Below are 12618 nucleotides of genomic sequence, written 5' to 3' on the forward strand. Positions count from 1 at the left end.
AATCTTTCGAGCCCAAATTTACGGCTAAATCTTCTGTTATTAACTAGCTTTTGTCATAAATTCTTAAAAAGAAAGCTAAAACGTTTTAGTTTGAAAATGCCTCAAATATTACTGAACGGTGGTCAGTTTAGCTTTTTTTATATTTTCTACAAATTGGTCAAATAAATAAGATGAATCATGTGGTCCAGGACTCGCCTCTGGGTGATATTGGACCGAAAATACGTTTTTATCTTTCATTGCCAGTCCCGCCACAGTATTATCATTCAAATGAATATGGGTAATTTGCAAATCTGTGTTAGCCTCTGCTTCTTCCCTATTTACGGCGAAACCATGGTTTTGGGAAGTGATTTCCCCTTTTCCTGTGATTAAGTTCTTTACAGGATGATTTATCCCTCTATGCCCATTGTACATTTTATAAGTTGAAACACCATTTGCAATAGCAATAACTTGATGACCTAAACAAATACCAAATAAAGGCAAATCCCTTTTGATGATTTCTTTGGCCACTTCTTGGGCATCCACTAATGGTTCTGGGTCACCAGGACCATTGGATAGGAAATACCCATCGGGCTCAAAAGCCTCCAAATCCTCAAATTTTGCATTGTATGGAAACACTTTTATGTAACAATCCCTGCTTGCAATATTCCTCAAGATGTTCTTTTTAATGCCTATGTCCAATGCTGCTACTTTGTAAGTAGCATTTTTATCTCCGAAATAATACGGCTCTTTTGTAGATACTTTTGAAGCTAATTCCAAACCTTCCATACTTGGCACCTCGGCTAATTGCTTCTTTAAGCCCTCAATGTTATCCACTTCAGTTGAAATCACGGCGTTCATGGCGCCATGGTCCCTAATATAACTTACCAAGGCTCTTGTGTCTACATCCGAAATGGCCAAAAGATTATTTTTATCCAAAAACTCTTCAAGTGAACTATCCGCAGCGGGACGCGAATATTCGTAGCTAAAGTTTTTCACGATAAGACCGGCAATTTTTATTGAATCGGATTCTACTTCATCTTCATTGGTGCCGTAATTGCCAATATGGGCATTGGTGGCTACCATAAGTTGTCCATAATATGAAGGGTCAGTAAAAATTTCCTGATATCCTGTCATTCCAGTATTAAAACATACTTCCCCGAAAGCCGTTCCTTGCTTTCCTCCTACTGCTTTTCCATAAAAAATCGTACCATCTGCAAGCAGAACGATGGCATTTTGTCTCTTTTGGTATTTCATTGTGATGCTATATAAGATTCCCGTTTGCACTTCGACTGCGCTCAGTGTGACATGCCGGAAAAAGTTTTACAAAAATTCAAAAAAAAAGGATAAACTAAAAATAGTTTATCCTTTATATATTAAATGCTTATTAACATTTATTCTTCTTCGTTTGATGCGTTAGTTTCAACAGGTACTGCAACAGCTGGCTTACTGCCTCCTCTTCTACTTCTTCTTGTAGTTTTCTTCTTAGGCTTGCCTGCATTGTAGATTTCGTTGTAATCTACCAACTCGATCATTGCCATATCAGCGTTATCACCCAATCGGTTACCCAACTTGATAACTCTGGTGTAACCTCCCGGCCTGTCTCCAACCTTTGTAGCTACTTCCCTGAACAACTCGGTAACGGCTTCTTTTTGTCTTAAACGACTGAAAACGATACGTCTGTTGTGGGTTGTATCCTCTTTGGACTTTGTAATTAATGGCTCCACAAATTGTTTTAAAGCTTTTGCCTTGGCAACTGTTGTATTAATACGTTTGTGCTCAATTAAGGAACATGCCATATTGGCCAACATGGCCTTTCTGTGGGCCGTTTTTCTACCTAAATGGTTGAATTTTTTTCCGTGTCTCATGACTTTTGTGTTAAACCTTTATCTTGCTACATCACTCTTTTTGAGGAGCAAATTATAAAGGAGTTAATAAAAAAGACCTACAAGGTTATGGAAACCTTGCAGGTCTGAATAATTTAATCTTTATCTAATTTATATTTGCTTAAATCCATTCCGAAGTTCAAACCTTTAACGTGTACAAGCTCTTCAAGCTCAGTTAAGGATTTTTTACCGAAATTTCGGAACTTCATTAAATCATTTTTATTGAATGATACCAAGTCGCCTAAAGTATCTACTTCTGCAGCTTTCAAACAGTTCAGCGCACGAACAGAAAGGTCCATATCGATTAACTTAGTCTTAAGCAACTGACGCATGTGAAGTGATTCTTCATCATAAGTCTCCGTTTGCGCGATTTCATCCGCTTCTAAAGTGATACGCTCGTCTGAGAATAACATGAAGTGGTGAATCAAGGTTTTAGCCGCTTCGGTCAATGCATCCTGAGGCGTAATTGAACCATCTGTTATGATTTCAAAAACTAATTTTTCGTAATCCGTTTTTTGCTCTACACGATAGTTCTCAATGCTGTACTTCACATTTTTTATCGGTGTGTAGATAGAATCCGTAAAGATAGTTCCCATTGGTGCAGAAGGCTTTTTGTTTTCTTCCGCAGGAACATATCCTCTACCTTTTTCAATAGTGATTTCCATGTTTAGGCTCACCTTAGGATCTAAATTACAGATTACCAATTCTGAATTCAAAACTTGGAATCCAGAGATAAACTTTTGGAAATCACCAGCCAAGATTTGCTCTTGACCTGAAATTGAAATTGAGATAGACTCGTTATCGATATCCTCGATCTGTCTTTTAAAACGAACTTGTTTTAAGTTAAGAATGATTTCAGTAACGTCCTCAACAACTCCAGCGATTGTTGAAAATTCGTGGTCTACGCCCTCAATTCTAACCGAGGTAATTGCAAATCCTTCCAAAGAAGACAACAACACTCTTCTTAGAGCATTACCTACTGTTAATCCGTAACCAGGTTCTAAAGGTCTGAATTCGAATTTACCTTCGAAATCAGTAGAATCGATCATGATTACTTTATCGGGCTTCTGAAAATTAAATACTGCCATATTGTTTTGTTCTTCGTTTTAATTGTTATTTGGTTGCGCGGTTTATAAGTTTGAAGAAGTACGAACAAACCCTTTGGCCAAATACCAATGTTGTTAATATATTATTTATATTATTTAGAGTATAATTCGACGATGAATTGTTCGTTGATGTTCTCAGGAATTTGGATTCTAGCAGGAACAGAAACGTAAGTTCCAGATTTAGTATCGTTGTTCCAAGTAATCCATTCGTAAACATGACTAGAGTTTGAAAGCGACCTATCGATAGCCTCAAGAGATTTCGATTTTTCTCTTACCGCCACAACATCACCTGCCTTTAGTTGATAAGAAGGAATGTTTACGATTTCACCATTTACAGTAATGTGTCTGTGGGAAACCAATTGACGGGCACCACTTCTAGAAGGGGAAATTCCCATTCTGAAAACAACGTTGTCCAATCTAGATTCACATAATTGTAAAAGCACCTCACCGGTAATTCCCTGTGCTGCTCTTGCTTTTTTAAACAATCCTCTAAATTGACGTTCTAAAATACCATAAGTGTATTTTGCTTTTTGCTTTTCCGCTAATTGAATAGCGTACTCAGATTTTTTACCACGTCTTCTGTTGTTTCCGTGTTGTCCTGGAGGATAATTTCTTTTTTCAAATGATTTATCTTCTCCGAAGATTGCTTCGCCAAACTTACGGGCGATTTTAGTTTTAGGACCAGTATATCTTGCCATTTTTAATTAATTATGAGAGTAGTTATGAATTCAGGTCTTAATCTTATCCTTCGATAACCGTTATTCTCTCGGTGATACTTGTTTTTTTTCGGTTTGCAAATTTATGCAAAAAATTAACACCATCTGAGAAACAGATGATATTAATTTCCTTATTCAAAACACGTTATAAAACGTGATTAAACTCTTCTACGTTTCGGTGGACGACATCCGTTGTGCGGTAGTGGTGTTACGTCGATAATTTCGGTAACTTCAATACCTGTGTTGTGAATAGAACGGATAGCAGATTCTCTACCATTTCCAGGACCTTTTACGTACACCTTTACCTTTTTCAAACCAGCTTCCAAAGCTACTCCTGCTGCATCTTCTGCTGCTAGTTGCGCTGCATAAGGTGTGTTCTTTTTAGATCCTCTAAATCCCATTTTACCAGCTGATGACCATGAAATTACGTCACCCTTCTTATTGGTTAATGAAATGATAATGTTATTGAAAGAAGCCGTTACGTGTGCTTCCCCAACAGCATCAACTATTACTTTACGTTTTTTAGTACTTGACTTTGCCATTTTTTTAGTTTTTAGTGATTAGTTAATAGTCGCTAGAATCCTAAACCTTTTAAATTTCAAACAGATTCCTTCCAACGTCTAAAGACTAAAGACTATTTATTATTTAGTTGCTTTTTTCTTGTTAGCAACAGTTTTTCTTCTACCTTTTCTTGTTCTAGAGTTGTTTTTAGTACGTTGCCCTCTTAACGGAAGACCAGCTCTGTGACGAATACCTCTGTAACACCCAATATCCATCAAACGCTTAATGTTCAATTGTGTTTCAGAACGTAATTCACCTTCAATAGTATAGACCGAAATAGCATCACGGATTGCTCCGATTTCATCGTCTGTCCAATCTTGTACTTTAGTGTCTTCGCTAACCTTAGCTGTTGCTAAAATTTCTTTCGCTCTACTTTTACCAATACCGTAGATATAGGTTAAAGAAATAGCGCCTCTTTTTTGTTTTGGTATGTCTACACCTGCAATTCTTGCCATATTTTTTTAGTTTCTAGTTGTTAGCCTTTAGTTGTTAGAATCCTAAACCTTCCGATTTCGAACAGATTCGTCTAACGTCCAAATACTAATGACTCATTGTCTTAATTAACCTTGTCTTTGTTTAAATCTAGGATTCTTTTTGTTTATTACGTAAAGTCTACCTTTTCTGCGCACAATCTTGCAATCAGCGCTTCTTTTTTTTATTGATGCTCTTACTTTCATCGTATTTATTAATATCTATAAGTTATACGAGCCTTAGTTAAATCGTAAGGGCTCATTTCTAATTTCACTTTATCTCCTGGTAATAATTTGATATAGTGCATGCGCATCTTACCAGAAATATGTGCTGTCACAATGTGACCATTTTCTAATTCAACACGGAACATCGCATTTGATAATGCTTCTATAATCGTTCCGTCTTGTTCTATTGCTGCTTGTTTTGCCATATATTATTTTTTTAGTAATCAGTTCCGAATTAGCAAATACCTTGCCGAAACATTCAGTATGCAACTGATTTCTAATTCATTATACCATATTAAGCTACTGCCTTTCTGTTCTTTCCGGTTTTCATCAATCCGTCATAATGCCTATTCAACAAATATGAATTGATCTGTTGCATTGTATCGATTGCTACACCAACCATAATCAACAATGATGTACCCCCAAAGAACAATGCCCACCCTTGCTGTACGTTAATCAATTTCACGATAAATGCAGGAAACACAGCAATTAACGCCAAAAAGATAGAGCCGGGCAACGTTATTTGAGACATGATTTTATCCAAATATTCCGCAGTTTCAGTTCCCGGACGAATCCCTGGGATAAAACCACCACTACGTTTTAAATCGTCTGCCATTTTATTGGTAGGTACCGTAATTGCCGTATAGAAATAAGTAAAAATTATAATCAACAAGGCAAAAATCAAGTTGTACCAAAATCCGAAGATGTCAGAAAAATTAGTCTGTAACCATTGTCCTGTTGATGTATTCTCCAAAAAGGAAGCACCACCTATTAAACCAGGAACAAACATAATTGCCTGGGCAAATATGATTGGCATTACACCTGAAGCATTCAACTTCAAGGGAATGTATTGTCTTGAACCGCCGGCCGCCGCTCTTTCATAACCTCCAGATGCAGTACGTCGTGCATATTGAACAGCAATCTTTCTTACAGCCATTACTAGCATAACAGATGCAAGTATGATTACGAACCAAATCACCAATTCAATTAAAATCATAATCAAACCACCATTGGATTCCGTTACCCTAGCCGCATATTCCTGAAGGAATGACTGAGGCATGGTAGCAATAATACCTACCATAATCAATAATGAAATACCGTTTCCGATACCTTTATCGGTAATCTTCTCACCCAACCACATCGCGAAAATACATCCGGTTACCAATATGATTACCGAAGAGAACATGAATGTAGTTGAAGAAAATCCAGTCATCAATAAGGCTCCCATTGAAGGCGCTCCTGATAAGGCTGGTAAACTTGCCAAGTAGCCCGGTGCCTGCACCAAACAAATCGCGATAGTTAACCAACGGGTAATTTGAGTGATTTTCTTCTGGCCACTTGCTCCTTCTTTTTGAAGTTTCTGCAAATAAGGTATCGCTATTCCCATTAACTGTACAACAATAGAAGCCGAAATGTATGGCATAATTCCAAGAGCAAAAACAGAGGCGTTTGAGAACCCTCCTCCGGTAAAGGCGTTAATTAACCAAATTAATCCACCTTCTTCTGCACTTCCTCTAAGACCAGATAATTTTGAAAAATCTATTCCCGGAAGTACAATTTGGGCACCAAAACGATACACCAATAATATACTAAGGGTAAGAATGATTCTGTTTCTTAGCTCCTCAATTTTCCAAACATTCTTTATTGATTCTATAACTTTCATACGTTAATGTAATCTTATAAAGTTATCGCTTCTCCTCCTGCCGCTTCGATTGCAGCCTTTGCTGAAGCAGAAAACTTGTGAGCCGATACTTTTAATTTTGCTTTCAATTCACCTCTGCCCAATATCTTAACCAAATCATTCTTTCCGGCTAATCCATTGTTGAAAAGTGCTTCAAAATCAACAGTATCCTTTATTTTTTTATCATCTACCAAAGCTTGTAAAGTATCTAAATTGATTGGCTGATACTCCACTCGGTTGATATTTGTAAAACCAAATTTAGGCACACGTCTTTGTAGCGGCATTTGCCCACCTTCAAATCCTAATTTCTTGGAATATCCAGAACGAGACTTAGCTCCTTTGTGACCACGTGTAGACGTACCACCTTTTCCTGAACCTTGTCCGCGACCTACTCGCTTGCCTTGTGTTTTTACCGATCCTTTTGCCGGTTGTAAGTTACTTAAATTCATTTTTCAGTTTTATTTTTAAGCTTCTTCTACAGAAACTAAATGTGACACTTTAGCAATCATCCCCAAAATATTTGGCGTAGCCTCATGCTCTTTTACTTGACCGATCTTTTTAAGACCTAAAGCTTCTAAAGTTCTTTTTTGTCTTTGCGTGCGATTGATAGCGCTTTTAACTTTTGTTACTTTAATTTTTCCCATTTTAATAGTTTTTAGTTCTTAGTCTTTAGTTGTTAGAACTCAAATTCTAGACTTACATCGAATATCTATCGTCTAAATACTAATTACTAAGGTCTTATTTATGCGTTAAAAACTTGTTCAAGTGAAATACCTCTGTCCCTTGCTATAGCATTTGCATCCCTTAATTGTAACAAAGCATCGAAAGTTGCTTTTACTACGTTGTGAGGGTTAGACGATCCTTGGGATTTTGATAGTACGTCGTGTACACCAACGGCTTCAAGAACAGTTCTTACAGCACCACCAGCAATTACACCGGTACCAGGTGCGGCAGGAATGATATTCACTCTTGCTCCGCCGTATTTTCCCTTTTGGGCGTGAGGTAAGGTTCCTTTACGGATAGGAATACGCACCAAGTTTTTCTTAGCATCTTCAACGGCCTTTGCGATTGCGCTGGCAACATCTTTGGATTTTCCTAAACCTTGGCCAACTACGCCGTTTTCATCACCAACCACTACAATTGCCGAAAAACCGAAAGCTCTACCACCTTTTGTTACTTTGGTAACCCTTTGTACACCAACTAAACGATCTTTAAGATCCAATCCACCTGGTTTTACCAATTCTGCGTTTTTATATTTATGATACATATTGTCTTAGAATTTAAGTCCTGCTTCTCTAGCACCTTCGGCTAATGATTTTACTCTACCGTGGTATAAATATCCACCTCTATCGAAAGAAATAGTGTCCACACCAGCTTTCAAAGCTTTTTCGGCAACTGCTTTACCAACTAAAGTGGCTATTTCCTGCTTGTTTCCTTTTGCTTTCGCAATATCCTTATCTCGAGAAGACGCAGCGCTAATGGTTTTTCCAGAAACGTCATCAACTATTTGAGCATAGATTTCCTTATTACTTCTAAAAACAGTCAATCGTGGTCTAGTTGCTGTACCAGAAACGATCTTTCGGATTCTGTTTTTAATTCTTAATCTTCTTTGATTCTTTGTTAATGCCATATCGATTTACGATTTATGATTAACGATTTTTGATTTATGAGTTACTTTATAATTCGTAATTCTAAAATCTACAATCGTAAATTCTGTTATGCTGATTTACCTGCTTTTCTTCTTAATTCTTCACCAACAAACTTGATTCCTTTTCCTTTGTAAGGTTCTGGTTTACGGAAACCACGGATTTTAGCGGCAACTTGCCCAACTAATTGTTTGTCGTGAGACGTTAATTTTATGATTGGATTCTTACCCTTTTCAGAAACCGTTTCAATTTTTACTTCTGGTGCAATACTCATAACGATATTATGAGAAAAACCTAAAGCTAAATCTAATTTCTGTCCTTGGTTTGATGCTCTATAACCTACACCTACCAATTCAAGTTCTTTGGTCCATCCCTTAGATACACCCTCAATCATATTGTGCATTAACGATCTATATAGACCGTGTTTTGCTTTTTGATCTTTAGTATCTGAAGAACGAGTCACCAAAACATTACCATCTTCTACTTTAATTTCAATAGAATCGAAGTTTTGTGTTAACTCTCCTAATTTTCCTTTTACAGTGACAACGCCATCTTTAACATCTACTGTTACACCTTCTGGAATGGCTACTGGATTATTTCCTATTCTTGACATTTCTTCTAGGCTTTAATATTAGTAAACGTAACATAATACTTCACCACCTACATTGTCTCTTTGCGCTTGCTTCCCAGTCATTACACCATGAGATGTAGAAACTATGGCAATACCAAGACCGTTAAGTACTCTAGGTAGTTCTTTAGCACCCGCATACTTACGTAAGCCTGGAGTACTAATACGTTGAATTTTCTTGATTACAGGCTCTTTTGTCTCTTTATTGTACTTAAGGGCGATTTTGATTGTCCCTTGTACTGTAGAGTCGTCGAACTTGTAGCTTAAAATATATCCTTGTTCGAATAATATTTTAGTGATGTCTTTCTTTAAGTTAGATGCTGGAATCTCTACCACCCTGTGGTTAGCTCTGATTGCATTTCTAACTCTCGTAAGATAATCCGCTATTGGATCTGAATACATATTTATTAATTTGCGGTAATGGTTTTCAATACTGTCCTTTAGATTGAACCTTCTACCAATTTATAATTCTTTTTTGTACAAACGCGATTAATCGCGAATCTACCAAGATGCTTTTTTAACCCCTGGGATCAAACCTTGGTTTGCCATTTCTCTAAATGTAACACGAGAAATTCCAAATGTTCTCATGTATCCTTTAGGTCTTCCAGTAAGCTTACACCTATTGTGCTGGCGAATTGGTGAAGCATTTTTTGGTAACTTTTGTAATGCCTCATAGTCTCCAGCTTCTTTTAAAGCTTTACGCTTTTCAGCATACTTAGCTACTGTTTTTGCTCTTTTTACCTCGCGGGCTTTCATTGATTCTTTAGCCATATCTTAATTCTTTTTAAAAGGTAATCCTAATTCGCTTAATAATGATTTTGCCTCTTTATCAGTTTCGGCAGAAGTCACAAATGTAATATCCATACCAGAGATTTTGTTCACTTTGTCAATGTTTATCTCCGGGAAGATGATTTGTTCAGTAACTCCTAAATTATAGTTACCTCTTCCATCAAAACCCGTAGCCTTTATACCACCAAAGTCTCTTACTCGTGGCAACGCAGAAGTAACCAAACGGTCTAAAAACTCATACATTCTTTCACCACGTAAAGTTACTTTAGCGCCAATTGGCATACCTTTACGTAATTTGAAAGACGCTACATCTTTCTTAGACATTGTAGCTATAGCCTTTTGCCCAGTTATCATTGTCAACTCATCCACAGCGTGGTCAATTAGCTTTTTATCCGCAACTGCTGCTCCAACACCTTTAGATATTACTATCTTTTCCAGTTTAGGCACCTGCATTACGTTTTTATATCCAAATTCGTCTGTAAGAGCCGCAATTACTCTGCTTTTGTACTCTTCTTTAAGTCTTGGTGAATATGCCATAACTATATTACTTCATTAGATTTTACTGAAAATCTTACTTTCTTATCGCCTTCCATTCTATATCCAACTCTTGTTGTTTCTCCTTTTGAGGTCAACAACGATAAGTTTGAGATATGAATAGCGGCTTCTTTTTCAACGATTCCTCCTTGAGGATTTTGTGCACTTGGCTTAGTATGTTTCTTTACCAAATTTACACCCTCAACAATCGCTTTGTTCTTATCCAAAAATACCTGTTGCACTTTACCTTCGGCTCCTTTATGGTCACCAGCAATTACTTTTACGGTATCTCCAGTTTTTATTTTAAGCTTTCCCATTTTATTAGTTTTTAGTCGGTAGTTTTTAGTTGATAGAAATTCTAACGTCTAAAAACTAAAGACTATCGTCTTAAATCTTTACAGCACTTCTGGTGCTAATGATACAATTTTCATGAATTGTTTATCACGAAGCTCTCTTGCAACCGGTCCAAATACACGCGTTCCTCTCATTTCACCAGTTGGGTTCAATAATACACAGGCATTGTCGTCAAATCTGATGTAAGATCCGTCTGGACGTCTTACCTCTTTTCTAGTACGAACAACTACTGCAGTTGAAACGGCTCCTTTTTTAATGTTCCCATTAGGAGTTGCATCTTTAACTGATACTACAATTTTATCTCCCACAGAAGCGTATCTTCTTTTAGTACCACCTAGTACTCGGATAGTTAAAACTTCCTTTGCGCCAGTGTTGTCAGCTACTTTTAATCTTGATTCTTGTTGTACCATAATTACTTAGCTCTTTCAATTATTTCAACTAATCTCCAACACTTAGATTTACTTAAAGGTCTTGTTTCCATGATCCTAACGGTATCTCCTTCGTTGCAGTCATTTTGCTCGTCGTGCGCTACGTACTTTTTTGTTTTAAGTACGAACTTACCATACATAGGGTGCTTTACTTTTTTCACCTCAGAAACCACAATAGACTTCTGCATCTTGTTACTTGTAACAACTCCTATACGCTCTTTTCTTAAATTTCTTGTTTCCATATTCAGCAGAATTATTGTAGTTCTCTTTTAGTTAACTCCGTTGCAATTCTAGCTACGGCTCTTCTTAATGAACGTAACTGAATTGGATTTTCTAAAGGAGATATTGCATGAGACAATTTAAGGTCTGAATAACTCTTTTTAGTTTCACCAAGTTTTTCTTGTAACTCAGCTACAGATAATTCTTTAATTTCTGATTGTTTCATCATCTTAAATTATTATGCTTCGTAATCTCTAGCAATTATAAACTTAGTTTTCACAGGTAGTTTTTGAGCTGCCAAGCGCAATGCTTCTTTTGCAACGTCTAAAGGCACACCTCCAACTTCAAATAAGATTCGACCTGGCTTAACAACGGCTGCCCAATATTCTACACCACCTTTACCTTTACCCATACGTACTTCAAGAGGCTTTTTTGTGATAGGCTTGTCTGGAAAAATTTTAATCCAAAGCTGGCCTTCCCTTTTCATGTAACGAGTAGCGGCAATACGTGCGGCTTCAATTTGACGCGAGGTTAAAAAGTTCGAGTCTAGTGATTTTATACCAAAAGTTCCGCTTGAAAGTTGGTGCCCTCTTCCGGCATTCCCTTTCATACGTCCTTTTTGCTGTTTACGAAATTTTGTTCTTTTAGGCTGTAACATTTTTCTCTTGCTTTAAAAAATTACTTTCTACGACGAGGGCCTTTGTTGCCACCACGTCCACCTTTTCCACCTTTTTTGGATAAACCAACAAGAGGAGAAAGCTCTCTTTTACCATATACTTCACCTTTCATGATCCATACTTTTACACCCAATCTACCATAAGTAGTGTGTGCCTCAACCAAAGCATAGTCAATATCGGCTCTAAAAGTTGACAAAGGAATACGTCCTTCTTTGTAGTGCTCGCTACGCGCCATTTCGGCACCATTTAAACGACCACTGATTTGGATTTTGATTCCTTCAGCATTCATACGCATTGTAGCAGCGATAGCCATTTTGATTGCACGACGGTAGGAAATACGATTCTCAATTTGACGTGCAATACTTGATGCTACTAAAAATGCATCTAGTTCAGGTCTTTTGATTTCAAAAATGTTGATCTGAACTTCCTTTCCGGTAATTTTTTTAAGCTCTTCTTTCAACTTGTCTACCTCTTGGCCACCTTTTCCGATAATGATACCAGGACGGGCAGTAGTGATAGTAACGGTTACAAGCTTAAGAGTTCTTTCAATAATTACTCTACTCACACTAGCTTTTGCTAGACGTACGTGAACGTACTTTCTGATTTTATCGTCTTCGGCAAGCTTATCGCCATAATCGTCTCCTCCGTACCAGTTGGATTCCCATCCTCTGATAATTCCTAAGCGATTTCCGATTGGATTTGTCTTTTGTCCCATACTTCTA

At 37.2% G+C, this 12618-nt stretch carries 23 protein-coding genes; all 23 read right to left on the reverse strand.

All coding sequences use genetic code 11. The features are described from left to right. Positions 1-108 precede the first annotated feature (108 nt). The 23 genes from carA to rpsC all read right to left on the reverse strand — a co-directional run bounded on the left by carA (position 109) and on the right by rpsC (position 12611). Entirely contained in the window at positions 109-1233 is a 1125-nt protein-coding gene (gene carA, locus H7U19_RS12965; protein ID WP_186563043.1) for a glutamine-hydrolyzing carbamoyl-phosphate synthase small subunit, read from the reverse strand. Positions 1234-1370: 137 nt separating this feature from the next. After that, on the reverse strand, positions 1371-1844 hold the full coding sequence (gene rplQ / locus H7U19_RS12970; RefSeq protein ID WP_186563045.1) for a 50S ribosomal protein L17: 474 nt from the start codon (positions 1842-1844) through the stop codon (positions 1371-1373). 113 nt (positions 1845-1957) lie between these two features. Continuing rightward, positions 1958-2950, reverse strand: coding sequence for a DNA-directed RNA polymerase subunit alpha (locus tag H7U19_RS12975; RefSeq protein WP_186563047.1), 993 nt, complete (start codon positions 2948-2950; stop codon positions 1958-1960). Between the two features lie 110 nt (positions 2951-3060). Next, complete coding sequence (rpsD, locus tag H7U19_RS12980; protein WP_186563049.1) at positions 3061-3666, reverse strand: 30S ribosomal protein S4; 606 nt, start codon at positions 3664-3666, stop codon at positions 3061-3063. Between the two features lie 176 nt (positions 3667-3842). Then, on the reverse strand, positions 3843-4226 hold the full coding sequence (gene rpsK, locus H7U19_RS12985) for a 30S ribosomal protein S11 (protein WP_186563051.1): 384 nt from the start codon (positions 4224-4226) through the stop codon (positions 3843-3845). 99 nt (positions 4227-4325) lie between these two features. Continuing rightward, positions 4326-4700, reverse strand: coding sequence for a 30S ribosomal protein S13 (gene rpsM, locus H7U19_RS12990; protein ID WP_186563053.1), 375 nt, complete (start codon positions 4698-4700; stop codon positions 4326-4328). A gap of 105 nt (positions 4701-4805) precedes the next feature. Beyond that, positions 4806-4922, reverse strand: coding sequence for a type B 50S ribosomal protein L36 (ykgO, locus tag H7U19_RS12995; protein ID WP_010519235.1), 117 nt, complete (start codon positions 4920-4922; stop codon positions 4806-4808). A gap of 8 nt (positions 4923-4930) precedes the next feature. Continuing rightward, on the reverse strand, positions 4931-5146 hold the full coding sequence (gene infA, locus H7U19_RS13000; RefSeq protein WP_007094967.1) for a translation initiation factor IF-1: 216 nt from the start codon (positions 5144-5146) through the stop codon (positions 4931-4933). A gap of 89 nt (positions 5147-5235) precedes the next feature. Beyond that, complete coding sequence (secY, locus tag H7U19_RS13005; RefSeq protein ID WP_186563055.1) at positions 5236-6603, reverse strand: preprotein translocase subunit SecY; 1368 nt, start codon at positions 6601-6603, stop codon at positions 5236-5238. A 14-nt stretch (positions 6604-6617) separates the two neighbouring features. Next, on the reverse strand, positions 6618-7070 hold the full coding sequence (rplO, locus tag H7U19_RS13010) for a 50S ribosomal protein L15 (protein ID WP_186563057.1): 453 nt from the start codon (positions 7068-7070) through the stop codon (positions 6618-6620). Between the two features lie 15 nt (positions 7071-7085). Beyond that, positions 7086-7265, reverse strand: a complete 180-nt coding sequence (gene rpmD / locus H7U19_RS13015) for a 50S ribosomal protein L30 (protein ID WP_186563058.1) — start codon at positions 7263-7265, stop codon at positions 7086-7088. A 98-nt stretch (positions 7266-7363) separates the two neighbouring features. Further along, positions 7364-7888, reverse strand: coding sequence for a 30S ribosomal protein S5 (gene rpsE, locus H7U19_RS13020; RefSeq protein WP_186563060.1), 525 nt, complete (start codon positions 7886-7888; stop codon positions 7364-7366). A 6-nt stretch (positions 7889-7894) separates the two neighbouring features. Then, positions 7895-8251: a 50S ribosomal protein L18 gene (gene rplR / locus H7U19_RS13025; RefSeq protein ID WP_186563062.1), complete on the reverse strand. Its 357-nt coding sequence runs from the start codon at positions 8249-8251 to the stop codon at positions 7895-7897. An 86-nt stretch (positions 8252-8337) separates the two neighbouring features. After that, positions 8338-8880 carry a 50S ribosomal protein L6 gene (gene rplF, locus H7U19_RS13030; protein ID WP_186563064.1) on the reverse strand — a complete coding sequence of 181 codons (543 nt, stop codon included), beginning with the start codon at positions 8878-8880 and terminating at the stop codon, positions 8338-8340. A gap of 18 nt (positions 8881-8898) precedes the next feature. After that, positions 8899-9297, reverse strand: coding sequence for a 30S ribosomal protein S8 (gene rpsH / locus H7U19_RS13035; RefSeq protein WP_130965052.1), 399 nt, complete (start codon positions 9295-9297; stop codon positions 8899-8901). A gap of 99 nt (positions 9298-9396) precedes the next feature. Beyond that, the gene (gene rpsN / locus H7U19_RS13040) at positions 9397-9666 is read right to left on the reverse strand and encodes a 30S ribosomal protein S14 (RefSeq protein ID WP_092579393.1); all 270 of its coding nucleotides are present in this window, start codon (positions 9664-9666) and stop codon (positions 9397-9399) included. A gap of 3 nt (positions 9667-9669) precedes the next feature. Next, entirely contained in the window at positions 9670-10221 is a 552-nt protein-coding gene (rplE, locus tag H7U19_RS13045; RefSeq protein ID WP_186563066.1) for a 50S ribosomal protein L5, read from the reverse strand. Between the two features lie 2 nt (positions 10222-10223). Next, positions 10224-10535, reverse strand: a complete 312-nt coding sequence (rplX, locus tag H7U19_RS13050; protein WP_186563068.1) for a 50S ribosomal protein L24 — start codon at positions 10533-10535, stop codon at positions 10224-10226. Positions 10536-10613: 78 nt separating this feature from the next. After that, positions 10614-10982, reverse strand: coding sequence for a 50S ribosomal protein L14 (rplN, locus tag H7U19_RS13055; protein WP_092579387.1), 369 nt, complete (start codon positions 10980-10982; stop codon positions 10614-10616). 2 nt (positions 10983-10984) lie between these two features. Continuing rightward, entirely contained in the window at positions 10985-11242 is a 258-nt protein-coding gene (gene rpsQ, locus H7U19_RS13060; RefSeq protein ID WP_139001948.1) for a 30S ribosomal protein S17, read from the reverse strand. Positions 11243-11253: 11 nt separating this feature from the next. After that, positions 11254-11445, reverse strand: a complete 192-nt coding sequence (gene rpmC / locus H7U19_RS13065; protein WP_186563424.1) for a 50S ribosomal protein L29 — start codon at positions 11443-11445, stop codon at positions 11254-11256. Positions 11446-11457: 12 nt separating this feature from the next. After that, positions 11458-11877, reverse strand: a complete 420-nt coding sequence (gene rplP, locus H7U19_RS13070; protein WP_186563070.1) for a 50S ribosomal protein L16 — start codon at positions 11875-11877, stop codon at positions 11458-11460. Positions 11878-11897: 20 nt separating this feature from the next. Continuing rightward, a complete protein-coding gene (gene rpsC / locus H7U19_RS13075) occupies positions 11898-12611 on the reverse strand; it encodes a 30S ribosomal protein S3 (RefSeq protein ID WP_186563072.1) in 714 nt (237 codons plus the stop codon). Positions 12612-12618 lie beyond the last annotated feature (7 nt).

The organism is Hyunsoonleella aquatilis, assembly GCF_014270105.1.
GTDB classification, from domain to species: domain Bacteria; phylum Bacteroidota; class Bacteroidia; order Flavobacteriales; family Flavobacteriaceae; genus Jejuia; species Jejuia aquatilis.